27 protein-coding genes are annotated in these 24,887 nt (G+C 36.1%); 14 read left to right on the plus strand and 13 right to left on the minus strand.

Annotated features, from left to right (window positions below; all coding sequences use genetic code 11):
• Positions 1-21: 21 nt before the first annotated feature.
• On the plus strand, positions 22-708 hold the full coding sequence (locus ABS768_RS01115) for an OmpW/AlkL family protein (RefSeq protein ID WP_408073063.1): 687 nt from the start codon (positions 22-24) through the stop codon (positions 706-708).
• 77 nt (positions 709-785) lie between these two features.
• Here ABS768_RS01115 and ABS768_RS01120 read toward each other — a convergent pair whose 3' ends face one another.
• Positions 786-2,420: a carboxylesterase/lipase family protein gene (locus ABS768_RS01120; protein ID WP_408073064.1), complete on the minus strand. Its 1,635-nt coding sequence runs from the start codon at positions 2,418-2,420 to the stop codon at positions 786-788.
• Between the two features lie 31 nt (positions 2,421-2,451).
• Positions 2,452-2,910, minus strand: a complete 459-nt coding sequence (locus ABS768_RS01125) for an Lrp/AsnC family transcriptional regulator (RefSeq protein WP_408073065.1) — start codon at positions 2,908-2,910, stop codon at positions 2,452-2,454.
• 165 nt (positions 2,911-3,075) lie between these two features.
• Between ABS768_RS01125 and ABS768_RS01130 the strand changes: the two genes are divergently transcribed.
• The 5 genes from ABS768_RS01130 to ABS768_RS01150 all read left to right on the plus strand — a co-directional run bounded on the left by ABS768_RS01130 (position 3,076) and on the right by ABS768_RS01150 (position 7,786).
• Positions 3,076-4,275 carry an aminotransferase class I/II-fold pyridoxal phosphate-dependent enzyme gene (locus tag ABS768_RS01130; protein ID WP_408073066.1) on the plus strand — a complete coding sequence of 400 codons (1,200 nt, stop codon included), beginning with the start codon at positions 3,076-3,078 and terminating at the stop codon, positions 4,273-4,275.
• 189 nt (positions 4,276-4,464) lie between these two features.
• Positions 4,465-6,639 (plus strand): S9 family peptidase, encoded by a 2,175-nt coding sequence (locus tag ABS768_RS01135; protein WP_408073067.1) that lies wholly within the window; start codon positions 4,465-4,467, stop codon positions 6,637-6,639.
• Between the two features lie 99 nt (positions 6,640-6,738).
• Positions 6,739-7,077, plus strand: a complete 339-nt coding sequence (locus ABS768_RS01140) for a PadR family transcriptional regulator (protein WP_408073068.1) — start codon at positions 6,739-6,741, stop codon at positions 7,075-7,077.
• Positions 7,074-7,502 carry a hypothetical protein gene (locus ABS768_RS01145; protein WP_408073069.1) on the plus strand — a complete coding sequence of 143 codons (429 nt, stop codon included), beginning with the start codon at positions 7,074-7,076 and terminating at the stop codon, positions 7,500-7,502. The genes ABS768_RS01140 and ABS768_RS01145 overlap by 4 nt, the downstream gene beginning before the upstream one ends.
• 107 nt (positions 7,503-7,609) lie before the next feature.
• The gene (locus ABS768_RS01150) at positions 7,610-7,786 is read left to right on the plus strand and encodes a hypothetical protein (RefSeq protein ID WP_408073070.1); all 177 of its coding nucleotides are present in this window, start codon (positions 7,610-7,612) and stop codon (positions 7,784-7,786) included.
• 129 nt (positions 7,787-7,915) lie between these two features.
• On the opposite strand, the gene ABS768_RS01155 is transcribed toward ABS768_RS01150, so the two are convergent.
• The gene (locus ABS768_RS01155; RefSeq protein ID WP_408073071.1) at positions 7,916-9,043 is read right to left on the minus strand and encodes a cysteine desulfurase family protein; all 1,128 of its coding nucleotides are present in this window, start codon (positions 9,041-9,043) and stop codon (positions 7,916-7,918) included.
• Positions 9,044-9,154: 111 nt separating this feature from the next.
• On the opposite strand from ABS768_RS01155, the gene ABS768_RS01160 reads away from it, so the two are divergent.
• Complete coding sequence (locus ABS768_RS01160) at positions 9,155-10,138, plus strand: hypothetical protein (RefSeq protein WP_408073072.1); 984 nt, start codon at positions 9,155-9,157, stop codon at positions 10,136-10,138.
• A gap of 31 nt (positions 10,139-10,169) precedes the next feature.
• Here ABS768_RS01160 and ABS768_RS01165 read toward each other — a convergent pair whose 3' ends face one another.
• From ABS768_RS01165 to ABS768_RS01200, 8 genes are all read right to left on the minus strand, one after another.
• Entirely contained in the window at positions 10,170-10,730 is a 561-nt protein-coding gene (locus tag ABS768_RS01165) for a Smr/MutS family protein (RefSeq protein ID WP_408073073.1), read from the minus strand.
• Positions 10,717-10,911 carry a hypothetical protein gene (locus ABS768_RS01170; protein WP_157484258.1) on the minus strand — a complete coding sequence of 65 codons (195 nt, stop codon included), beginning with the start codon at positions 10,909-10,911 and terminating at the stop codon, positions 10,717-10,719. Before ABS768_RS01170 ends, ABS768_RS01165 begins: the two co-directional genes overlap by 14 nt.
• Positions 10,912-11,007: 96 nt before the next feature.
• Entirely contained in the window at positions 11,008-11,469 is a 462-nt protein-coding gene (locus ABS768_RS01175; protein WP_408073074.1) for a DUF5362 family protein, read from the minus strand.
• Positions 11,470-11,516: 47 nt separating this feature from the next.
• Complete coding sequence (gene rocD, locus ABS768_RS01180) at positions 11,517-12,761, minus strand: ornithine--oxo-acid transaminase (RefSeq protein WP_408073075.1); 1,245 nt, start codon at positions 12,759-12,761, stop codon at positions 11,517-11,519.
• Between the two features lie 176 nt (positions 12,762-12,937).
• Positions 12,938-13,435, minus strand: coding sequence for a DinB family protein (locus tag ABS768_RS01185; protein ID WP_408073076.1), 498 nt, complete (start codon positions 13,433-13,435; stop codon positions 12,938-12,940).
• A gap of 72 nt (positions 13,436-13,507) precedes the next feature.
• On the minus strand, positions 13,508-14,461 hold the full coding sequence (locus ABS768_RS01190; protein WP_408073077.1) for a helix-turn-helix transcriptional regulator: 954 nt from the start codon (positions 14,459-14,461) through the stop codon (positions 13,508-13,510).
• Between the two features lie 85 nt (positions 14,462-14,546).
• A complete protein-coding gene (locus tag ABS768_RS01195) occupies positions 14,547-14,963 on the minus strand; it encodes an OsmC family protein (protein ID WP_408073078.1) in 417 nt (138 codons plus the stop codon).
• Positions 14,964-15,065: 102 nt separating this feature from the next.
• Entirely contained in the window at positions 15,066-15,623 is a 558-nt protein-coding gene (locus ABS768_RS01200) for a DUF1697 domain-containing protein (protein WP_408073079.1), read from the minus strand.
• A 68-nt stretch (positions 15,624-15,691) separates the two neighbouring features.
• Here ABS768_RS01200 and rlmD point away from each other — a divergent pair, with 68 nt between their 5' ends.
• The 7 genes from rlmD (at position 15,692) to ABS768_RS01235 (ending at position 22,563) form a co-directional block, all read left to right on the plus strand.
• Positions 15,692-17,104: a 23S rRNA (uracil(1939)-C(5))-methyltransferase RlmD gene (gene rlmD / locus ABS768_RS01205; RefSeq protein WP_408073081.1), complete on the plus strand. Its 1,413-nt coding sequence runs from the start codon at positions 15,692-15,694 to the stop codon at positions 17,102-17,104.
• 21 nt (positions 17,105-17,125) lie between these two features.
• Positions 17,126-17,656 (plus strand): DUF6452 family protein, encoded by a 531-nt coding sequence (locus ABS768_RS01210; RefSeq protein ID WP_408073083.1) that lies wholly within the window; start codon positions 17,126-17,128, stop codon positions 17,654-17,656.
• 22 nt (positions 17,657-17,678) lie between these two features.
• Entirely contained in the window at positions 17,679-18,332 is a 654-nt protein-coding gene (locus ABS768_RS01215; RefSeq protein ID WP_408073084.1) for a DUF6048 family protein, read from the plus strand.
• Positions 18,333-18,482: 150 nt separating this feature from the next.
• On the plus strand, positions 18,483-20,036 hold the full coding sequence (porX, locus tag ABS768_RS01220; RefSeq protein ID WP_408073085.1) for a T9SS response regulator signal transducer PorX: 1,554 nt from the start codon (positions 18,483-18,485) through the stop codon (positions 20,034-20,036).
• 11 nt (positions 20,037-20,047) lie between these two features.
• Positions 20,048-20,455: a tRNA (adenosine(37)-N6)-threonylcarbamoyltransferase complex ATPase subunit type 1 TsaE gene (gene tsaE / locus ABS768_RS01225; RefSeq protein ID WP_408073086.1), complete on the plus strand. Its 408-nt coding sequence runs from the start codon at positions 20,048-20,050 to the stop codon at positions 20,453-20,455.
• Positions 20,456-20,512: 57 nt separating this feature from the next.
• Positions 20,513-21,706 (plus strand): alanine dehydrogenase, encoded by a 1,194-nt coding sequence (locus ABS768_RS01230; protein WP_408073087.1) that lies wholly within the window; start codon positions 20,513-20,515, stop codon positions 21,704-21,706.
• 35 nt (positions 21,707-21,741) lie between these two features.
• Positions 21,742-22,563, plus strand: coding sequence for a sulfite exporter TauE/SafE family protein (locus ABS768_RS01235; RefSeq protein WP_408073089.1), 822 nt, complete (start codon positions 21,742-21,744; stop codon positions 22,561-22,563).
• 47 nt (positions 22,564-22,610) lie between these two features.
• On the opposite strand, the gene ABS768_RS01240 is transcribed toward ABS768_RS01235, so the two are convergent.
• Both ABS768_RS01240 and ABS768_RS01245 read right to left on the minus strand, forming a co-directional pair.
• On the minus strand, positions 22,611-24,155 hold the full coding sequence (locus tag ABS768_RS01240; protein ID WP_408073090.1) for a hypothetical protein: 1,545 nt from the start codon (positions 24,153-24,155) through the stop codon (positions 22,611-22,613).
• A gap of 141 nt (positions 24,156-24,296) precedes the next feature.
• Positions 24,297-24,854: a DUF6642 family protein gene (locus ABS768_RS01245; protein ID WP_408073091.1), complete on the minus strand. Its 558-nt coding sequence runs from the start codon at positions 24,852-24,854 to the stop codon at positions 24,297-24,299.
• Positions 24,855-24,887 lie beyond the last annotated feature (33 nt).

Below are 24,887 nucleotides of genomic sequence, written 5' to 3' on the forward strand. Positions count from 1 at the left end.
ATAATTTAAAAACACAAAACCATGAAAAAAATATTATTTGCAGCAATGGCAGCTTCACTATTTTGTGCCACAACTGCAACTGCTCAGGAAAACAATAACGATTCTGCAGACTTTGACCGATGGATGGTTCGCGTACGCGGCGTAGGTGTATTACCTAACGAAAGTGCTGATATAGGGATTATTGGCGGAGATGCAGATATAAGCAGTACGTTTATCCCTGAACTGGACTTTACTTACTTTTTTACCAAAAACATAGCTGCCGAACTTATTTTAGGCACTTCAAAACATGATGTAAAAACTACAGGCTCTGACATTTCAGCTATTGGAGGGCCAACAAGTGCCGATGTTGATTTGGGTAGTGTAAGATTACTACCTCCTACCCTTACTGTACAATACCATTTTTACACTTTTGACGGAATGTTTAAACCTTATGTAGGTGCCGGTATCAACTACACTATTTTTTATGATGTAAAACCGGGAAATACCGTGAAGGATGTAAATTATGATAACAGTGTAGGCTTTGCGTTACAACTGGGCTTTGACATCAAAATAAGTGATAAATTTTACATTAATGCCGATGCCAAACAGCTGTTTCTTAATACCGATGTAACAGTAGACGGTTCCAACCTTGCACCGGGACTTAGCATACCAGCCGATGTAGACATTAACCCTCTTTTATTAGGTGTGGGTATAGGCTACACATTTTAATTCATAGTTTTTTTTAGATGTAAAAAAGGCTGTCACTTTAAACAAGAGACAGCCTTTTTGATTTTTATGGTTTTTAGTTAAAATCCATAATAGGTATTAAGGAACAAATACCTTTCCCTGTGCTGCTCAGGTGTGGCAGATGTTTCAGGACCTATAGTAAGTACATTCATAGCCTCATTAGCTTTGCTAACAGGCCATTGAGGCAGGTTTTCTCCGTTTGGATTTCCTGTTTTAATAAAATTAGCCAGATACTTCACTCCTGTTTGAGATACTTTGTGATCCTCATCTGTCCAGTTATAAAGTTCATTGTTGTTAAGATTACCCAACAGATATTCTATATCGGAAGCATGTGATGCTCCCGGCAGTGCTGCAGGCATTTCATTTTCTTTCTTTTCTCCTTCTTCCTTAATTATTCCTCCTGCAAGACCTTCTTTCACATTCCCCAGTTCTGACTTTAACGGAGGGCGTTGCTGTGCAAACCTATAAACATATGTTGGTTGCCCTGTCGTGTTTTTATGAAGTTCAGCCCACTTCCAGGTACTGAAAACTATAAAATTATCACTTGCCAGTGCAGTAGCCGATTGTATTACTTCCTCCTGGGTAGTACCCGGATACAATTTTAAAACTTCTTCTGCATTATCACCAAACATCTGTTTCACCCTTTCAGCATAATTTTCCGGATTAGGATATTGCCCCTGCATAAAAGCCATATAAGGCATTTCTGCCGATGTCCATCCTGCCAGTAAAGGTACTTTTGACTGTTCCCCATCAGCAAAAAAAGCAGATGGTAACTTTGGTAAAAAATAACCATCTACAGTAGCTCTGGTATTAAAGGCACCCCATTTTGAAGCTTCATCTAACAATGAATCAGCTGGTAATTTTCTCAAGTCTGCCAAGGATTGTGCATTAATGCGTTTTGCAAAATCAAGTCCGTTTTGTTCTGCCTCATTTAAAGGAACAGCATCAAGAGTAGGTTTTATCATGGCACCGCTCTCCCCTATAGCCCCGTTTATTAAATCCTTTGATAACGGCGAAGCCATTTGTGCTGATACCGATATTGATCCGGCTGACTCTCCCGCTATGGTAATTTTATTTGGATCGCCACCAAAAGGAGCAATATTATTTTTAACCCAAACCAAAGCAGCATTCTGATCCAGTAAACCATAGTTGCCCGATGCGTTATTAGGTGATTCTTTAGTAAGTTCAGGGTGTGAAAAGAACCCGAATATCCCTAGCCTGTAGTTTAGCGTTACAGTAATGATACCTTCTTTAGCAAGTGTTTCTCCGTCATACCTCCCTTCAGATCCGTCTCCGGCTACAAAGCCTCCGCCATAAAAATAAACCAATACAGGCAGCTTTTCCTCATTAGCATTTGCAGGAACCCATACATTAAGATAAAGACAATCTTCACTCATGCCCGACGATCTGAATTTCATATCGCCAAAAACATCCTTTTGCATGGCATTGTCCTTAAATGCATCAGCTTTTAAAATACCCTCCCATTTTAGAGGCGGTTGTGGTGCTTTCCATCGTAGTTCGCCAACAGGTGGTTGAGCAAAAGGTATACCTTTAAAACTATGTATTCCGCTTGGCAGGACAATACCTTCTAGGATTCCCTGTTCCACTTGTACCTGTAAATCGTTTAGCTTTTTTTCCTGAGTACAGGACGTAAAAATAACGCTGCCAAAAAGCAGCAAGAAGTATTTTTTCATAATAATAGATTCGGTTGAAACGTAAAGATAGCTATAAAGTTATAACATTAGTATTTTTCACTTCGCTAATCATAAAAGTACTATGCGTACTACCTATGTGTTTTAAAGTAGTAAGCTTAGTCACCATAAACTCACGGTATTCTTCCATATCGGCTACAAAAATCTTAAGGATATAATCATAGTCACCGCTTACGTGATAACACTCAATCACCTCGTCCAGCCTTACCACTTCCTGCTCAAAATGAGTAAGATACTCTTTAGCATGCTGGGTAAGTTTCAAATGACAAAATACCACAAATGCCCTGTTCACCTTTTTTTGGTTCAGTACCGCCACATACCTGTCTACCACTCCTTCACGTTCCAGTTTTTTTACACGCTCATAAACAGCTGTAACAGATAGGTTTAATTTTAAAGAAAGCTCTTTTGTGGTTCGGGTACTGTCCTGCTGAAGCAGCATCAATATTTTCCTGTCGGTTGCATCAAAAGTCATGTGAAAAATTTTCGGTTAAAAACTATAATTTAGAATATTTTATAAATTTTAAATCTACATAATAACAATTATACAGAGATAAAAACCAAATATATAGATTATCATTGATTTTTATAGCAGTTTTTATTCTCTTTGAAAACATAAACTATTAAAAACAAAACATTTATGAAATTCAATCCGGCCGATAATATACAGGACTTACAGTACTTTGGTGAATTTGGAGGTGTAAACCCTTCTATTTCAGATTCATCTACTTATACATTCCTTTCTGCAAAAACAATGTTTGATACATTTGAAGGAAATGCTGAGGGATGCTACCTGTACTCCCGTCACTCATCTCCAAGTAACCTATACTTAGGTCAGGCACTTGCCGCTATGGAAGGTACAGAAACTGCTAATGTTGCAGCATCTGGTATGGGGGCTATTACACCTGTATTATTACAACTTTGCGGAGCCGGAGATCATATTGTATCAAGTCGTACTATATATGGCGGTACTTATGCTTTTATGAAAAACTTTTTACCTAAGCTGAATATCACCACTTCTTTTGTTGATATTACTAAGCTTGATGTGGTAGAAGCAGCAATTACCCCAAATACTAAAATTCTTTACTGTGAGACAGTAAGTAATCCGTTACTTGAGGTTGCTGATATCGAAAGCCTTGCTAAAATTGCTAAAAAACACAACCTTAAACTGGTTGTAGATAATACTTTCTCTCCACTATCTGTAGCGCCTGCTAAAATGGGTGCCGATGTGGTAATACACAGTCTTACTAAGTTTATTAACGGAAGTAGCGACACTGTAGGTGGTGTGGTTTGTGGTACTCAGGAGTTTATTGATGCGCTTCGCAACGTTAACGATGGTGCCAGCATGCTTTTAGGCCCTACAATGGACAGCCTTAGAGCGGCAAGTATACTTAAAAATTTAAGGACTTTGCACATACGAATGAAACAACACAGCCATAATGCTATGTATTTGGCTGAGCGTTTCGAACAGGACGGATTAAAAGTAGTATATCCGGGGCTTGAAAGTCACCCTAGCCACAAATTATACAAAGGGATGATTAATCCTGAATATGGTTTTGGAGGTATGATGACTGTTGATGTTGGTTCTCTTGACAAGGCTAACGAATTAATGGAACTTATGCAGCATAAAAACCTTGGTTACCTTGCCGTGAGTTTAGGTTTCTACAAAACCTTATTTAGTGCTCCGGGTAGTTCAACATCAAGTGAAATACCAATGGATGAGCAGGTTGAAATGGGATTAACCGATGGTCTTATCCGTTTCTCAATAGGACTTGACAACGATATTGAAAGAACATATAATATGATGAAAAGCTGCATGCAGGAGCTTGGAGTATTATAAGTGTGTATTCAAACATAAACAACCGAAAATCCGTTTCTACTGAAACGGATTTTTTTATTAAAACTCAAAAAAAGAAACTCAATTAATTCGGTTTTTTTGTAACTAATCAGTAATAAACACTACTAATTGGCATTATTATATTTCTGAATAAGATTGAGTTTAATTAAATTCGCCATAAAATATAAAAACATGAAAAAACTTTTACTGCTGTTCCTTTTAACGGGAATGGTTGCAACAGCACAACAAAACCTTACCATAGAGCAGGCTACCTATGGGCAATATCAAGCCTATGCTCCTAAAAGCTTAACTGCTCCACAATGGAGAACCGATACCAAAACCATTACTTATCTTGACAATACTTACTCAAAACTTATGTCAAGAAGTGAAGAGTCTAACTGGGAAGAAACTACATTCCTTACCAAACAAGACCTGACATCGGCTCTTAAAGCTAAATTCCCTTCTGATTATTTCAGTTTTCAGATATTCCCTTACCAATATGAGTGGAAAGAAAAAAATACTATTTCCTTTAATGCTACAGGAACAAACAGTACCTATCTTGTACTTTTTGATGTAGAGAAAAAAGAGGTTAAACATGCTGTTTCTTTCTCTACAGATGCTGCACAGCAAACTATGGCTCCAAACGGAACCAAAGCTGCATGGTTAAACGAAAACAACATTGTTATTACTGATGAAAACGGAAACAACACTAACGTTACAAACGATACTGATAAAAGTATTGTAAACGGCAGTGACTACGTTCACCGTCAGGAATTTGGTATTAATAAAGGTATGTGGTGGTCACCGGATAGTAATATGCTTTTATACTACCGTAAGGATGAAACTATGGTCGCTAACTATCCGCTTGTTGACTTCGGCCAGCGCATAGCTAAAGAAAACGATATCAAATACCCTATGGCAGGAATGAAAAGTGAAGAAGTAACCCTGGTGGTTTACAATGTTGCTTCTAACACTAAAACCACACTTAAAACCGAAGGTCCTAAAGAGCAGTTCTTAACCTGTGTAACCTGGAGTCCGGACAACAAATATGTATTTGTTGGTGTACTTAACCGTGAGCAAAATCATTTAAAACTTAATAGGTATGAAGCTGCTACCGGTAATCTTGTAAATACTCTTTTTGAAGAGCAGTCTTCTACTTATGTAGAACCTTTACACGACCTTACTTTCCTTCCTAACAGTAATGATAAGTTCCTTTACAGAACAGAGAAAGACGGCTACGAACAGCTTTATGTTTATAATACCGATGGCAAACTGATTAAAAAACTTGGTTACAACGACGTTGTTGTAATGGAGCTTTTAAACTTTGACGCTAAAGGAAAAACTGTATTCTATGTTGGTACTGCTAACAATGGTTTAGACAGGCAATTATATCAGGTAAACCTTAAATCAGGTAAAACCACACAAATTACTAACGGTTCGGGTACACACTCTGTAATGGTTAACAGTGACGGATCTTTAGCACTTGACAGCTTTAGCAATACTACAACTCCAAATGATGTAAGCATTATTGCTATAGCTTCTAAAAAAACTACACCTTTATTCAAATCAGGTAACCCATACACTGGTGTAACCGAACTAACTAAAATGGAACTGGTTACTATAACTGCTGCCGATGGTAAAACTCCGCTTAACGGACGACTTATTTACCCAGGTAACTTTGACGCTAACAAACAATATCCGGTAATGGTTTATGTTTATGGTGGTCCTCACGCACAGTTAGTGACTAACGACTGGTTAGGTGGTGCTTCATTATTTGACTACTACATGGCGCAGCAGGGATATGTTGTATTTACACTTGATAACAGAGGTAGTGATGCACGAGGACGTGATTTTGAACACGTAATTCACAGAAACCTTGGTCAGAATGAAATGGCAGACCAAATGAAAGGCATTGAGTTCCTTAAATCAAAATCATTTGTAAATCAGGATAAAATTGGTGTTTACGGATGGAGTTTTGGCGGATTCATGTCTACTTCCCTAATGCTTAATCACGGAGATACTTTTAAAGTGGGTGTTGCAGGAGGTCCTGTTTGTGACTGGCAGTATTATGAAGTGATGTATGGAGAGCGTTACATGGATATGCCACAGGAAAACCCTGAAGGTTATGAGAAAGCGAGCGTAGTAAACAAAGCTTCTAAACTAACAGGAAGACTACTTATGATACACGGTGCTCAGGATAACGTGGTTGTACAACAACACAGCATGGAGTTTATTAATGCGTGTATCACAGCAGGAAAACAGGTTGATTACTTCCTATACCCTACTCACGAACACAATGTTCGCGGTAAAGACAGGATTCACCTGAATCACAAAATAGCCGACTATTTTGACACACATTTAAAATAAAATATTATAAAGGAGCCTTAGGGCTCCTTTCTTTTTATACTAAAACCAAAAATAATACGTTTTAATTGTATACATTTAAATAAAATGTATATTTGTATTATGTATAGTAAAGAACTCACCAAAGGAACACTACAACCTATTATCCTGAAACTGCTTCATGATAAGGGTAAAATGTATGGTTATGAAATTACACAAACGGTTAAGGATATAACCAGAGGAAAGATCGACATATCTGAAGGAGCGCTATACCCTATACTCCATAAACTGGAAGCCGAAGGCATACTGGAAACAGAGAAAGTATATATAGGCAAAAGGGTACGCAAATACTATCAGGTAACCAGTAACGGTATTAAAGCTGCACAGCAGGTTACTGATGAGCTAAATAACTTTATCAGTACATTGTCTATTATTTTTAAAGAAAAAGAAGTTGCCAAATGATACTAAGTGAACAGCAAATAGAATATATCTCAGATAACCTTAAGTTTTACGGCCTTACGACCGAAGAGCTTCACAGTGATGTACTGGACCATATATGTTCCCTAATTGAAAACAGTAAGCATAACGATTTTGATACTGCTTATAAAGAAGCCATAAAGAACTTTGGCGGCTACAATGAAATGAGAGCCATAGAGCGTGATACTTATTTACTAATCACCTTTAGGAAAAATATGAGAAGAGAAAAATTTGTTTCCGCATTTGGGTTAATCAGTACATTATTTATTTGTATTGGTATACTATTTAAAGTTATGCATTGGCCATGGGCAAGTATTTCTTTAGTAATAGGGTTCTTCTTCCTTATTTTTGGCTTTTTACCGTTATTTTTCTATCAAAAATACAAACTAAGTTTCACGAGGAATATTTAGCAAAGATCAATAATAAAAATTAGAGGCATATTGCCTCATTTTTTAATCATTATACATTTTAATAAAATGCATTTTAATCTTTAATTATTAACTTAAAACCATTAATCATGAAAAAATCAATTTATGTATTTGGCTTCATCGCCAGTTTTTTAATCAGTACAGCAATATTATTTAAAATTATGCACTGGCCTGCAGCAGGTATCCTTTTGTTCTGTGGCGTTGTAATTCTAAATTTAGGCTTTCTGCCTGGTTATTTTTATAACAAATACAAAAATAAGGCCTAATTTTAAAGTTAAATAATACCTAGTTATGGGTATTGAACAGTTTTATCTAAGCTGATAACTTTGAAGATCTTTTAAGATTTGAGTTAGTAATAAAATCCGCTGTACAGCAACATCAGCGGATTTTATATATTATACTGTTTTAAGAGCATCGATAAGTAAATCAATATCTTCTTTAGTATTGTAGTGACTTAATGAAACACGAAGTGAAGGCTTTTTTACATCCTCTTCGGTAAGCATTTCCTTTAAAACATGCGAAGGTTTTATACTACCACTTTGGCAGGCACTTCCTCTTGACACCGCTATTCCTTTCATATCCAAATGGAACAGAATCATCCCTGTTTTCTCATCAGGTAATGGCAGCATCACATTTGCCAGATTGTAAAACAATTCAGCTCCTTCACCATTTATAGTATAACCAGAGAATTCAGAATCAAGTTTTTTAAACAAATACTGCTTTAATATTGTTATTTGGTCTCTTTCTCCATTTAAGTGTTTATAAGACAATTCCAAGGCCTTTGCCATACCAACTATTTGGTGGATAGCTTCGGTTCCGGCTCTCATCCCTTTTTCCTGTTCGCCACCGTATATCATAGCATGTAGCGGAGTATTCTTCCTTATAAAAGCAAAACCTATACCTTTTGGACCATGAAATTTATGTGCACTTGCAGCGATAAAATCTATCGGAAGGTTTTTTAAATCAATCTCCGTTTTACCTATTGACTGTACAGTGTCTGAATGGAACAAAGCTCCATATTCCTTACACATCTTCCCTACTTTATCAATATCAAGTATCACCCCTGTCTCGTTATTAACATGCATAAGGCTAACCAGTGTAGGAATTTTATCTGCTAAAAGTGTTTTAAGCTGATCTAAATCGACCATACCATTTTGGGAAACTGCAATATACTCAACATTAATATCAAATTCGGTTTCCAACACTTTAACCGTATTCAATACAGCATGATGTTCAATTTTAGAGGTTATTATACGCTTAACTTTTAAATCTTTAACCGCACTACGTATTATCCAATTATCAGCCTCAGTACCTCCCGATGTAAATATAATTTCCCTAGCTTCAGCCCCTATTAGTGATGCTATGGTTTTTCTTGCTGTTTCTAAAAGTACTTTAGCTCCCCTACCGTAACTATGTGCTGAAGACGGGTTCCCAAAGTTTTGTGACATTACAGCCATCATTTCCTTCATTACTTCAGGCCTTATAGCTGTGGTAGATGCATTATCCAGATATACTTTTTTCATACCTGCAAAATTACTTAAAAAGCAGTAATATGTATTATATATAATATACAGCTTCATAAAAACGTTTTATCAACTCGGTAAAAACGTTATTTTTGTTGAAAAATATAATTTATGAAAAAGCTATCTGCTCTGTTTGCTATTGTAATATTGGTATTTGCCTGTGACGATGGTGATATGACGTTTAAAGATTTTAACTTTGGTGATGTGACCACAGCGCAGTTATGTACTGCAAATGAGTTTTTATACAAGGTAAACGGAACAGAAGTACTTATACTTGATGTAAATATTAATGAATACTTTTCAAATATAGACGGAGCTATTGATACTATTACTGTGAATAGCGCCAATAAAGTTATTTACAGAAATTACAGTGGTACAGTAACTTCCTCTTCTATTTGTACCTCATTACCTCCTGCAACCCCTACCGTTGTTGAAGAGTGGAATGCCTCACAGGGTGGTGAACTTACTGTTACTACTACTAAGCTTGTAAGTGATGATGGCGATGTATCTTTTGAACACAGCATCAGTATTGTTAGACTTGAATTTGTTAAGGATGATGAGACTATAGTAATTGAAAACCAAAACTATGGTACATATACTACATCACAAGGATTTGATTTTGAATTCTTAGAATATTCAAACGGAGATCCTATAAACCCTACACAATGTGTAAATGGAGATGAAAGTGCTCCTAAATTACTTTACGAAATAAATTCTGACGAAGTATTAAAAATGGTTCTTACTTCCACTAATTTCAATACTTTATTTGTTGATGAAGTTACCGGTATTGATGCTCCAAGGATTCTTGAACTTGACGAAACGGATAACAGGGTAATTTTTGATGTGTACTCCAGTACTGTTTCAGGTACATTAATTTGTAGCAACACCCCTCCTATTACACCAGTTGTAGAACAGCGATGGATAGCTACCGGAGAGATTTGGGTAATAACCGAAGAAGTTGTTGTGGGAGAATTTCAGCACACTGTAATATTTCACGATGTTACCTTTTTTAATTCTACCAACGATGAAGAAACTTTTAAGCCAACAGAAGACGAAAACGGCAACTATATTTTTGGCCAATTTGGTACAGAATAAAAAAAGCAGCCAATGGCTGCTTTTTTTATTCTTATTTATCAGGGTTTTGTTTTATATAAACCTCTGTAGCACCAAGTCCGTATTTTCTGTAATTGGCATCCTGAAAACTAATATTATCATATCTACCTAACAGGAAGTCTAATTCTGCTTTAAGTATCCCTTCTCCCACTCCGTGTATTAATACAACTTTAGGCATTCTGTTTTTGATTGCAAAATCTATTTGACGCTTTGCTGTTTCAGTCTGTAAAGTAAGTATATCATAGTTGGACATACCCTTTTTGTTAGGCACTAGTTTCTCTATATGCAAGTCGACCTCAAGTACAAACTCATCTTTTTTAGAACGCTTTTCTTTCACAAAGCTTCTTTTTTTAGGCTCTTCCTTATCTTTCAATACAGAAGACAGGCTTTGAGACGAAAATAATGACTTCATATCACCAGTATCGGCAATTTTCACCAATTCATGTGCTTCAAAATCAAGCTCAAATCCTTCGGGAGTTTCAATAATAACTCTGTCTTTTTTAAACCCTTTTACCTTACCGGAAAAAGAGTCATCTAAAACCGTTACCTCATCACCTATATTAAATGTCTTCATCTCTGTTTTCCCTTTCATCTCTTTCTTCCTTACTTGGCACTTTTGCCATAAGGCGCATTAAACCAAAAGCAAAAACTGCAAAAGCAAGAATCATTAATATTTTGTTAGGCTGATCTTTAGACTGCTCATAAAAAGCCCAAAAAGCGGCCAAAAACATTAATATTATAAAAATTGTTCTCATAGTGTTTATTAAGACTCCAAATTTACTATAAGTTTTTAAATAAAAAATCCCGCACAGAGCGGGATTTTTATATTTCTAACATTGAGTATACATGAATTACATTCTACCTCCCATACTGGCTGCAGCACCTATACCTATAACAATTAAAAGTATATAAAGAACAATTACTATTAGAGTAAAAATTCCCATGAATCTAAAATAAGATTTTAGGTTTTTCATAGACTCAGTAAGATCTTCTGTTCTGTTACTTAATAAAGCCTGTTTTGTTCTTGAAGAAAATTTATACAGGTATAATGTAGGTATGAAAGCCAAAGCCACTACTAAAAGATAGAAAATTCCAAAAACAGAACCTGATAAACCTCCCATAGCACCTCCCATGGCAGATCCCATAGCACTACCTAAAGCCAGCATTGAAAATCCTCCAAGAGCTCCCAAACCTAAAAAAATGAAACCTACAATTGCTAAGAAACCCGACCATTTAGCAGCAATTCTTAAATACTCTTTAGACTCATTAGTAATTTGTAATTCAAAAGAATCAAATGCGGAATTATTTTCCATAAAATAAAAATGTTAGTTAATAATTAATTGGTTATTTATTGTGTTTATTATTTTTCAAATTCTTTAAGCGTCGATGTAATGATGCTAACACAGTCTAACAATTGCTCCTCATTCATAACTAATGGCGGTGCAAAACGAATTATATTACCATGGGTTGGTTTTGCTAATAATCCGTGCTCTTTTAGCTTAACACAAATATCCCATGCTGTAGAACTGTCTTCTGTATCATTGATTACTATAGCATTAAGTAAACCTTTACCTCTTACTAAAGTAACTATATTACTTTCGCTAATATATTCATTTATTTTATTACGGAAAATAACTCCCAGTTTTTCTGCATTTTCAGCAAGTTTTTCCTCTTCAATTACTTCTAATGCAGCTATTGCTACAACTGCAGCAACCGGGTTACCTCCAAAAGTAGAACCGTGCTGCCCCGGCTTAATAACATCCATAATAGTGTTATTGGCTAATACTGCTGATACAGGATAAGCACCTCCTGAAAGTGCTTTTCCTAAAATAAGAATATCCGGAGTTACATTTTCGTGGTTTACAGCAAGTAATTTACCGGTTCTTGCTATACCGGTTTGAACCTCATCTGCAATAAATAGTACATTATGTTTTTCACAAAGCGCTTTTGCTTTAGCTAAATAACCTTCTGAAGGTACGTAAACCCCTGCTTCTCCCTGAATAGGTTCTACCAGAAATCCCGCTATATCATTGTTATTTTTTAAAGTTTCTTCAAGTTCCTGTAGGTTATCGTATTCTATTTTGATAAAGCCTTCTGTATACGGACCGAAATTTTTCCTTGCATCCTCATCATTAGAGAACGAAATTATTGTTGTTGTCCTACCGTGGAAATTGTTTTTACAAACTACTATTTTAGCCTGCTGCTCTGCAATTCCTTTTTTCTCATAAGCCCACTTACGGCAAAGTTTAATTGCAGTTTCCACAGCCTCTGCTCCTGTATTCATTGGCAGTACCTTATCAAACCCAAAATATTTGGTTATAAACTCTTCGTACCTGCCCAGCTTATCATTATAAAAAGCTCTTGATGTTAATGTTAGGGTTTGAGCCTGCTCCATCATTGCACCTACAATTTTAGGATGGCAATGTCCTTGGTTTACTGCCGAATAAGCCGATAGGAAATCATAATACTTTTTCCCTTCAACATCCCATACATAAACTCCTTCCCCTTTGCTTAAAACTACCGGAAGCGGGTGATAGTTATGCGCTCCGTATTTGTCTTCTAAAGCAATGGCATCTGCCGAACTCAATTTTTCTAAAACTGACATTGTAATCTAAATTTTTAATTTTCACTTTACAATTCCTGCTTAGTTAGGAGAGAAATCATCCTTTGTTGCAAATTAATAAAATTAAAACGATTTATTATTTATTTTGAGTAAAATGTAATTAAAAATCCCCCATGCAGTATTGCAGTGAGGGATTAGTAAACTTTAGTGTTTTTAAACTAGAAAGCCACTTCGTCGGCACTTGGACCATAACTACCCGGTATAGGTATATTAAGTAACCTTAAATAAACACCTAACTGCGCCCTGTGATGCACAACCTGAGAATAAGCCATCCTTATTACACTGTATTTAGTATAAGAATTAAGAATTTGTTCTCCGTTTCTCAGTGTCCACGGCTCATTAAAATCTTTCACATCGATTTTTTCAAGGCCTTCTTTCGCATTTTTAAGCGACTCTTCAAAATAATCCAGTAATTCACCTGTGTTTTTAACATCCTTAGGCTCATAAGGGTTATCAGCAAAGTCAAGCTCATGAGTATCGACAGCCATAGCTACCCATCCCGGTAGTTCTGCCACGTGTGAAGCAAGCCTGCCCAGTGTCATGCTTTTAGGGTGTGGTTGCCAGTCAAATTTTTCCGGCGGTACCCTGCTAAGCATTTTACGGGTTGTTCTGGACTCTTCATTCAATTCCTGTTTTAATAATGTGATTAATTCCATAACTGTTGTGGTTTATTTGTTTGACATTACAAAGTAAACCCCATGTTGTGACAACAGTATGTCAGTAGGATTTTAAAGATTCATTTTTTCTGAAATTCGATTCAAAAGCTTCTTCATCTCTGCTTTAAGCGATAAAGGCTCAACCAGTTCTACATGATCACCAAACATAGCAAGCCATCTTACAAAACCCTGTTGGGGTGACTGGGTTAAAAAAGTCATTTCTATATAATTATCAGAAACTTTCTCAGAAACAAAACCATAATAATGTTTATGTTCCTGTATATATAAAGCCATGGTTTTATCTACTTTAATAATTACTTTTTGCAAAGTAAGGCTGGCCTTTGCTCTTTCACGCATCTCATTAAATTCCTTAAGTGAAGTACGTTCCTGTTGCTGCTCATCTGTAAGTTCCATACATACCACTCTGTCTAACCTGAACTGCCTGTAACTGTCCCTTAAATGACAGTAGCCTATGGTATACCAGTTTTCATATTCATGAAATACTCCTATAGATTCTATTTTTCTTTCCAGGCTCTCCTCATTTCCAAAAGCCTTATATTCCATTTTTATGACCTTTTTATCCGATATTGCTTTAAGTAATGTATCAAGTATATTACCCGACGGAGAAGCATTGGTTTTTCTTTGGGTCACCATTATTTGGCTTTCCAGATTTTCTACAAGGTCTTTTTCTGTTCCCCTTAAAACCGCCTTAACTTTAAACATAGCCGAAGAAAAATGGCTTTGGAGGGAATCATCGGTAAACTTTTCCATAAGTTTTTCGGCAGTTAAAAAAGCTATAGCCTCTTCCCTGCTAAACATTACGGGCGGAAGCCTGTACCCTTCTACCAGAGAGTATCCCACCCCGGCTTCACCATATAAAGGTACTCCGGCTTCTTCTAGTGTACGTATGTCGCGGTATACGGTACGAAGGCTGATGTCAAACCTGTCGGCCAGGTCTTGTGCTTTAACTACCCTTTTAGACTGTAGTTGTATTAATATTGCAGTAATACGGTCAAAACGATTCATTTGATTAAGATGATTGATTAGCCAAATATACTACAAATAAAAAAGCCCCAAAAAGGGGCTTTACTAAGTAACCTTTGTAATTTAATTATTGCTGCACAAGCGTTGCATTCGAGGTTATTTTTGTATTAAGCAATCGTGATATAGGACAATTACTCTCTGCTTTCTTTACCAGTTCCTGAAACTTATCTGTATTTATTTCGGCCACTTTAGCTACAACCGACAGATGAGACTCAACTATACTTCCGTTTTGAAAATCAATATCACATTTGGTTTCAATAGACGCTACTTCATACCCTGCCTCATTAATATAAGCTGTAAGCTGCATGGTAAAACATCCGGAATGGGCGGCTGCCACCAGTTCTTCAGGATTGGTTCCGTTTCCGTCTTCAAAACGGGTTTTAAAAGAATATTGTGTGTTATTTAGAACAGTACTTTGTGTAGTTAATTTTCCGGCTCCTTCTTTTAGAGATCCTTCCCAATGGGCAGTTGCATGTCTTTTCATAAATCTTTTTTATTTGGTTTCTTTATTCCTTATAAAGTTACTCAATAGATAAACACCAAATAATCAACGATTTAAATTTAACATAACATTAAAACTGAAGTCCTATTTTTTAGATTTCTCTAACATTGCCAGTAACTTTATGGTAGTATTCCAGTTACGGGTTGTAGCCTTTAACTTAAGTTTCGACTCGATAAGATTATTACTCAGTTTAGAATCAGATGCTTTTGATGCAAGTTTAAAGTATAATATATCATCTTTAAGCTCGATAAGATCATCACCTATTGGTGCGTCATAAAGCTTTTGTATATTCTCTTTTTGCGGTACCTGAGACAGGAATGTAACATATAGTTTTTTACTCCCCTCTTCCAGTTCTTCTCTTGTGGCATAAGGACTCTTCACTGCTACTTTGTTCATATCTGCCATATCCAGCACAAAAACGGTAATATCATAAGCGTATTCTTTTTTTATTAGTGATTCAATAGCAGCCGATATTTCAGCTTTAGATGTTTGCTTTGCCTCAAAAACTACATTCCCGCTTTGTATATATGTCTGAACATTAGTGTAGCCTGTATGTTCCATTTGCTTTCGCAAACTTTCCATTTTTATTATGTTTTTACCGCTTACGTTTATCCCCCTGAAAAGTGCCAGATATAATGCCATTATTTTTGTTTGATTAGTTTAATTACAAATTTATTTAAATTTTATGGGCAATAGTTTATTTTTGCCGCATGGGAAGAAAAAGATCAGACAAGATCGTATTTGACAATGTCAAGGTTCTTGATGCAGGCGCAAAAGGAGTATCGGTGGCTAAGGCTCCCGATGGTAAGGTTATATTTATACCAAATGTGGTACCAGGAGATGTAGTAGACGTGCAAACCTTTAAGAAAAGGAAAGCGTACTATGAAGGTAGGGCTATTAACATTCATGAATTTTCTGAACACAGAACAGAACCTGTGTGTAGTCATTTTGGTTCCTGCGGAGGCTGTAAATGGCAAAACATGAAATACAGTCAGCAGTTGTTCTATAAAAATCAGGAGGTATTCAATAACCTTAAGCGTATAGGTAAAATAGAACTGCCTGAATTTGAACCTATACTTGGTTCTGAAAAACAATTCTTTTACCGTAATAAAATGGAATTCTCTTTCTCTAATTCCCGCTGGATGACAGAAGAGGAAATACAAAGCGGTGAAGAGATTGACAATGCTAATGCACTTGGATTCCACATCCCTAAAATGTGGGACAAGATTCTTGATATTACCCACTGTAGTTTACAGGAAGACCCTAGTAATTCCATCAGGAACGAAATAAGGGATTTTGCCAATAAAAACGGACTAACGTTCTTTAATCCTCGTAATCACGAAGGGTTACTACGTACACTCATGATACGTACTGCCTCTACAGGAGAGATCATGGTGCTTATACAGTTTTTTGAAGACGATCAAGAAAACAGAGAACTTATTCTTGATTTTCTTGCCGATCGTTTCCCTCAAATAACTTCACTACAATATGTAGTTAACAGTAAGGCTAACGATACGCTTTACGATCAGGACATTATACTTTACAAAGGGCGTGATTATATCCTGGAAGAAATGGAAGGTTTGAAATTTAGCATTAATGCTAAGTCGTTTTACCAAACCAATTCTGACCAGGCCTATGAGCTTTATAAAATAACCCGTGAATTTGCAGGACTTACCGGAAACGAATTGGTATACGATTTGTATACAGGTACGGGTACCATTGCACAATTTGTTTCTAAAAAAGCGAAAAAAGTTATTGGTGTTGAGGCAGTACCCGAAGCTATTGCTGATGCGAAAGAAAATGCAAAACGCAACGAAATAACCAACTGTGACTTTTTTGTGGGTGATATGAAAGTAGTGTTTAATGAAGAGTTTATAAATACACACGGTACACCGGATGTAATTATAACCGACCCGCCACGCGACGGTATGCACAAAGATGTTGTTGAGCAGATATTAAAAATTGCTCCTGAGAAGGTGGTTTATGTAAGCTGTAATTCGGCTACACAGGCACGTGATTTAGCATTAATGGACGAAAAATACAAAGTAACACGCGTTCGCCCTGTTGATATGTTCCCACAAACACATCACGTTGAAAATGTTGTACTTTTGGAAAAACGATAATAATTTCTATAATTTATCACTATGAAAAAAATAATAACAGTCTTTATTCTGGCACTCCTTACAGCTGTTAGCTTTTGGAGTTGTGAAAAAGATGATATATGTGCCGAAGGTACAGCAACAACACCTAGCCTTATTATTGAATTTTATAATCGTGATAACCGTACAGATCCAAAAAATGTAACCTATTTCAGTTACTTTTCTGCAAATCTTGATACCATAGGCCCACTTAATAACGAAAACCGTATTGAAGTGCCTTTACGCACCGATACTACCGCTACAACATGGAATTTTAGATTAGGTTCATCCCAGCTTGGTGAAATAACTTACAATACCGATGTCATTACCTTTAATTATGAGACTAAGGAGTTATATATTTCCCGTGCATGTGGTTTTAAAAGTTATTTTACATTAAACTCACAAAGCGGATCTACCCCACAACCTGTTGTTATTGAAAATCCTGAAGGTGATGATGATCTTTGGATGCAGGATTATACTATAGAAGAGTCAAACATTGAAAACGAAGATGAAGTACATGTTAAAATTTATTTTTAGTGTCGTTTTAATGTTGGCCATTATGCCGGCATTTTCGCAGGAACAAAAAACTGATACCGTACAAAAGCCCAAAACACAAAAGTATGGTATACGCGTAGGTGCCGATTTGTACAGGTTTGCCCGCTCTTTTTATGATGACGACTTTCAGGGCTTTGAAATTGTTGCCGACTATAGATTAACTAAAAAGATATATGCTGCGGGAGAAATAGGTAATACCAAAATCACAGTAGATGACGACCAGTTAAACTTTACAACAAACGGTAGCTACATTAAAATTGGTTTCGATTATAACGCCTACGAGAACTGGCTGGATATGGAAAACATGATATATGTTGGTTTCCGTTACGGTTTCAGTAGTTATAGTCAAACACTTAACAGTTATAAAATATATGATGATTCGGGTTATTTTGAACAAACTGTAGTTTACCCTAACCAAGAGTATAGTGGTTTAAGTGCACACTGGCTGGAGTTTGTAGGTGGAATTAAAGCCGAATTATTCAATAACCTGTATTTAGGCTTTAGCGTAAGATTAAAAGCTCTTATCACAGATAAAAAACCTGATAATTTTGACAACCTTTACATACCCGGGTTTAAACGTACTTATGACGGAAGCTTTGGTGCAGGGTTTAATTACACACTTTCATACACTATTCCGTTATACAAAAGAGCCAAATAATATTTATTATACAATAATAGGAAAAGCGTGAGTTTCTACTTGCGCTTTTTTTGTTTGGATTCTTAATATTTTTATAAAAAAATTAATACTAAAATGAGCAATTAGCGTTAAATTGCATAATCAATTTAATGAAGGGAAAACCACTTTGACATGAATGAAATAAAGATATTATGGGTTGATGATGAAATCGACCTGTTAAAACCGCATATACTGTTTCTTGAAAAGAAAAACTATAAAGTTACTACAGCAAATAACGGGCAGGATGCCTTAGACCTTTTTGATAACGAAAGTTTTGATATTGTTTTCCTGGATGAGAACATGCCGGGACTTAGCGGACTGGAAACCCTGGCCGAGATTAAGGAGAAAAAATCATCTGTACCGGTAATCATGATTACCAAGAGTGAAGAGGAATATATTATGGAAGAGGCTATCGGGTCTAAAATTGCTGATTACCTTATAAAACCCGTAAACCCTAACCAGATTCTACTTAGCCTGAAAAAGAATCTTGACAACTCAAGGCTGGTATCTGAAAAAACAACGCTTGACTACCAAAAGGAATTTAGGAAAATTGCCATGGATATGTCTATGGTAAACAGTTATGAAGACTGGATTGACCTTTACAAAAAACTGGTATTTTGGGAAATTGAGCTTGAAAATATTGAAGACCACAGTATGATTGAAATACTGGAGTCACAAAAACTTGAAGCCAACTCTCAGTTTGGTAAATTCATAGAGAAAAACTATGAAGACTGGTTTGACCCAAAAGAAGATGATAAACCTGTACTCTCTCATACCCTTTTTAAAGAACTTGTTGTTCCTGAAATCAAAAAGAAACAACCTATACTGTTTGTGGTTATAGATAACCTTAGATATGACCAGTGGAAAGCTTTTGAAAGTGTTGTAAACAACCATTACAAACTGGAAAAAGAAAACACTTACTTCTCTATTCTCCCTACCGCTACCCAGTATGCGCGTAATGCCATCTTCTCTGGCCTTATGCCTTTAGAAATGGAAAAGAAATATCCGCAGTACTGGAAAAATGATGTGGATGAAGGTGGAAAAAACCTTTTTGAGGCCGAGTTCCTTACCGAACAAATAAAACGTTTAGGTCTTAACATAAAGCAGGAGTACTATAAAATTACCAACTTTAAAGATGGTAAAAAACTGGTAGATAACTTTAAGGGACTTAAAAACAACGACCTTACTACGATAGTATATAACTTTGTTGATATGCTTTCTCATGCCAAAACCGAAATGGATGTGGTAAAAGAGCTTGCCAGTAATGACAAGGCTTACAGATCACTAACCCTTAGCTGGTTTAAGAACTCTCCTCTATTGGAAATGATACAACAGGCTCAGCAAATGGGCTTTAAGCTTATACTTACTACAGATCACGGTACTATAAACGTTAAGAACCCATCTAAGGTTATTGGTGACAGAAACACCAGCCTTAACCTTCGTTACAAAACAGGACGAAGCCTTACTTATGAGGAAAAAGACGTTTACCATGTAAAAGATCCAAAAAGTATACACTTACCGGCTGTAAATATGAGCAGTTCGTTTATTTTTGCTAAAAACGATCTTTTTCTTGCTTATGTAAACAATTTTAACCATTATGTAAGCTATTACAGGAATACCTATCAGCATGGTGGTATTTCTCTGGAAGAAATGATTATACCGTTTTTAGTGTTCAACCCAAAATAGGTGAAGTGCTTATGGAAATTACGTTTTCCTTAGAGGAAATAGACAGCGTTGCACAGCAAATACTGTCTGCCAACATAAAAAATATAGTTTTGTTCCATGCCGGTATGGGCGTGGGCAAAACTACCCTTATAAAAGCATTGGCGAAACAGCTTGGAGTTCAGGATATGACTTCCAGCCCTACTTTTTCACTGGTAAACGAATATGAAACCGAAAATGGTAACATCCTTTATCATTTTGACCTGTATCGTTTAAATACAGAAGAGGAAGCTTATGATATGGGAATAGACGAATACTTCTATTCGGGTAATCTATGCCTTATAGAATGGCCCGAAAAAACACCTAACCTTATTCCTTTAGATCACACAGCAATTACCATTAAACAACTGCCCGACGGTAAAAGGCATGTAGTTGTAAAATAGTTATTTAACTTAACATTATTTTTGTAAATTGTATCAAAATATTTCAGCCCAGCCACCATGTCGTTAACACCCTTTACAAAACAGCAATTGCTTCCGCAGGAGGAGAAACTTGAAGTAGGAAAGCAGCGAAGTGACCTGTTTATAGGAATCCCAAAAGAAACATCTTATCAGGAACGAAGAATATGTCTTATACCTGATGCCGTTGCATCACTTGTGGCACACGGGCACCGTGTTATGATTGAAGCCGGGGCCGGAGTTAGTTCCAGCTACAGCGATAAGGAGTTTAGCGATGCCGGAGCAGAAATAACCAGCGATACAAGAAAAGTATTCAGTTGCCCTGTAATCCTGAAAGTTGAACCACCAACGATACAGGAAATAGAAATGATGGCCCATCAGGGGTTACTTATTTCTGCCATACAGATAAAAACACAAAAGAAAGAATATTTTGAAGCCTTAGCCTCGAAGAAAATAACCGGACTTGCTTTTGAATTCATAAAAGATGAGGACGGGTCCTACCCTGCCGTAAAATCATTAAGTGAAATAGCTGGTACTGCTTCGGTACTCATTGCTTCAGAACTGATGATAAACCAAAAGATTGGCAAAGGTCTTCTTTTAGGTAATATAACAGGAGTACCACCAACAGAAGTTGTTATTGTAGGCGCCGGTACTGTAGCCGAATATGCTGCCAGAACAGCACTGGGACTTGGTGCTAATGTAAAAGTGTTTGATAATTCGATCACCAAACTTCGCAGACTTCAAAACAATCTTAACCAAAGGATATTTACCTCTACCATACAGGAAAAGGTATTACTAAAAGCTTTGATGCGTTGTGATGTTGCTATTGGTGCCATGAGAGGTAAAAACCGTACGCCAATTGTAGTTACCGAAACCATGGTAGAGCGCATGAAAAAAGGAGCCGTTATTATAGATGTATGTATCGATACCGGAGGCTGCTTTGAAACATCAGAAGTTACGACACACGAAAAACCTACTTTTATAAAGAACAACGTGATACACTATTGTGTACCGAATATTCCTTCACGTTACTCCAAAACGGCTTCTATGTCAATCAGTAACATTATTACTCCGTTTTTACTGCAAATCGCGGAAGATGGCGGTATAGAAAGCTCTATAAGATGTAACTACGGACTTAAAAACGGTATTTACTTTTATCACGGGCTGTTAACCAATCGCCCTGTTGCCGAATGGTTTAATATACCTTTTAGGGACATTAACTTATTAATTTTTTAAAGAGACTAATACTCTGTCAAACAAACAATACAATTTTGCATACTCCCATTACCTTAATTATCACCGGATTAATAATTGGAACATTAGGAACACTTATTGGAGCCGGAGGTGGTTTTATACTTGTTCCCTTTTTACTTCTTTTCTATACTGAATTTCCTCCCGAAATCGTTACGGCAATCTCAATAGCTGTAGTGGCTGTAAATTCTATTTCAGGATCTATGGCCTATGCTAAATCTGGTAGGATTGATTATAAGGCAGGATTAGTTTTTGCAGTATTCACTATTCCTGGGTCAATACTGGGAGTTTATACCGTTAAATACATTCCACAAAATGTATTTAAAATCATATTCGGTATTATGCTTATTGGGCTTTCGGTTTACCTGTTCTTTAAAAACAAGACCATTATTTCCAATTTGGTTATCAGTTCAGAAAAAAAAGGATACAAACATACTGTACTTACTGACAAAAACGGAACGACATACGAATACAGTTATAAACAGTCACTAGGTTCGCTTATAAGTATTGTGGTGGGTTACATCTCCCCTCTTTTAGGCATCGGCGGTGGGATAATACATGTACCTGCCATGGTAAACTGGCTAAAATTCCCCGTACATATCGCTACGGCAACGTCACATTTCATACTGGCTATTATGGCCACCGTTAGTGTAATTACCCATGCTGTAAACGGCACATACAATAATACTGATATTGTTTTGACCATAGTATACTTATCACTTGGCGTAATACCCGGAGCACAGCTTGGTGCTTATTTTTCCCATAAAATAAAAAGCCATATAATTATAAGAGCACTAGCCATATGCCTGATTATAGTAGGAATCAGAATCTTTCTAACCTAAAACTAAACAAGATGGTATGAAAGAGCACTGTAATTGTAACTCCAATACTAGTATTTTTTATGTTCCCATGTTTTTGAAAACATTTTAAAAAGCCATTTTTTTAAATTAGGATTATCATAAATCTCTCCTAATAAACCAATTGGTTTAGAATAGAGTGTATCATTCCTGAATATATCTGCCCAGTCAATCGCTTTTTCTATATCACCTGAATAAACACCGGCTTTTGACATAACCTTTAAAAATTCATATGCGATTATTCCCTGCCCAATTGCTGTTGGGTGTACCCCATCAAGACTAAAAAGTCCTCCCGATTTTATTTCTTTATTCCTATTGACACCATAATATTTGGAATCTATTCTCGGGTAGCAAAATCTAAAATACTCAGGATAAACATAGTTTGGATTATAATTATTCCTCTTTAATGCTATTCTTGATAATGATGTTGCTATATCAACTAAATAAAAACGTTTTTCCCCGATTCTCTCATTTGCTAAAGCTACCAGCTCCTGAATAATCCTATTGTAACGTCTTATACAATTATCTATATGGACAACTTCATTTTGATTTAAATGGTTTAATGTCATATCAAAATTATCCTCAAATAGGAAATAAGGATAATATTTTGCATAAGACACTGGATCGTTTGATACAGGGGCAGGTAATTCCTCAATCCCCATTGGAGCAGGATTAGACTCGTTTACCGGCCAATTTTCAACATATTTATCTGTTCTTTCATACTTATCAACGGCTTTTATGAGAGGACAAATTGTTACCAATGGAACTGTTGCTATAAACACTTTATAATCAGTGCTATTTGGGTTTTCAGTCATTATATCAATAACCTTATCTAACATAAAGGAATACTCTTTTCTAAAATCTTCAGGATGCCATAAATTCCATTCCTTACTTAACCTTTCCCTGTAAGAAACTTTATCGGGACCTAAAGGAAAGGCTGTCCCATCTATAGATGTTTGACGTATTTTTAAGTCCAAAACAGTTCCAAGAGCATTATTTGCTCCTAGCCATAAAACAAGATTTTCAACACCTTCATTTTTATGATGATGTTCTAACCAGTCCAGTTGAGTAAAATTCTGTTGATTACCTGAAGCTAATACTTTGAATGCTGTTCTATGAAAAGATTCATTAACCAAACCAAGTCGGTCATCATTATTATCTTTTGATTCATCTATAATTTGCTTACATAAATTAGGGGTGAGTTGCCATGAATTTGATATATCAAAGCCTCTTATGGCAACATTATGGAAAGGTTTGCTTTCAATAGATTTATGGAGCGCCCCATCTCCCCTTTCGTAATAATCTTCTACATCATCAAGATATTTACTTATTATAGATGTAGCCCTAACCCATTCTATAGGGCCTTTAATATCTGTATCTAATTTATCCTCCAGTTTTCTAAAAACTGTTTCCAAATCAATAGGGATTCCCCCTTTTTCCCAACTTGGAAAATGATAATTTTCTGCCTCAAGGATTGACGCTAAAATTGTAGAATAACACTGATTTGTTTTTGCAGCTGCCCCAGACATAAATCCCTGAGATATACTGTCTCCTATTGTAAAAAGTTTAACTGCCATAGTATTAATTTATTTAATGGTTACAAAAACAGTATGAGTATTAATTTAATTTTAGTATATGTGGGACTGAACTTTGATGGTAAATGTATTTTTATTTAAAACAAAAAAAAATACCCAACACTGGGTATTTAATGAAAAATTCTAATAATATAATCTAAAATCCAGTCTTTTACAAAGTGCATAATGTTTTTCGTGCAATACTTCTACTATATCTACTACGTCGTCACTATCTTCAAAAAGGCTGAAAAATAATTTATCAAGATTAACACTGCTTATACCATTAAAAGGCAATCCGTAACCCGATATTGCCTTAGCTCCTGTAATATCAAGAAAATACTGAGCCTCCTCTTCATCAAGATCCAATACTTTTGAATTGGCAAAATGTATTACCTTCCCTTTCATCCTTCCTTCAAAAAGTTCGGCAATCTCCTCTATGCTGTAATAGTATCCGTTTAGACAAATATTGTTGGCCTGTCCCTGCATTACAAGGTAAATAATCTCATAGTTTTTAAAATTGTGATCATCATACAGTAAAGCCTGCAAGCTCTCCTCCATTCCTTCTATAGTATCACAGTTTTTATAAATACTGGAAATCCCTTCAAAAGCAAGCTGTTCCAAATTCCTAACCACTTCGGTATTCCCTGCCCTATCTACATCGGCAACAGCCTCAAGGCAGAAAATGAAGTTTTCATAATCCATATAATCTATTCTAAATAATGCATGGCAAATGTA

Source organism: Flavobacterium rhizophilum (assembly GCF_046000485.1).
Taxonomy (GTDB): Bacteria; Bacteroidota; Bacteroidia; order Flavobacteriales; family Flavobacteriaceae; genus Flavobacterium; species Flavobacterium rhizophilum.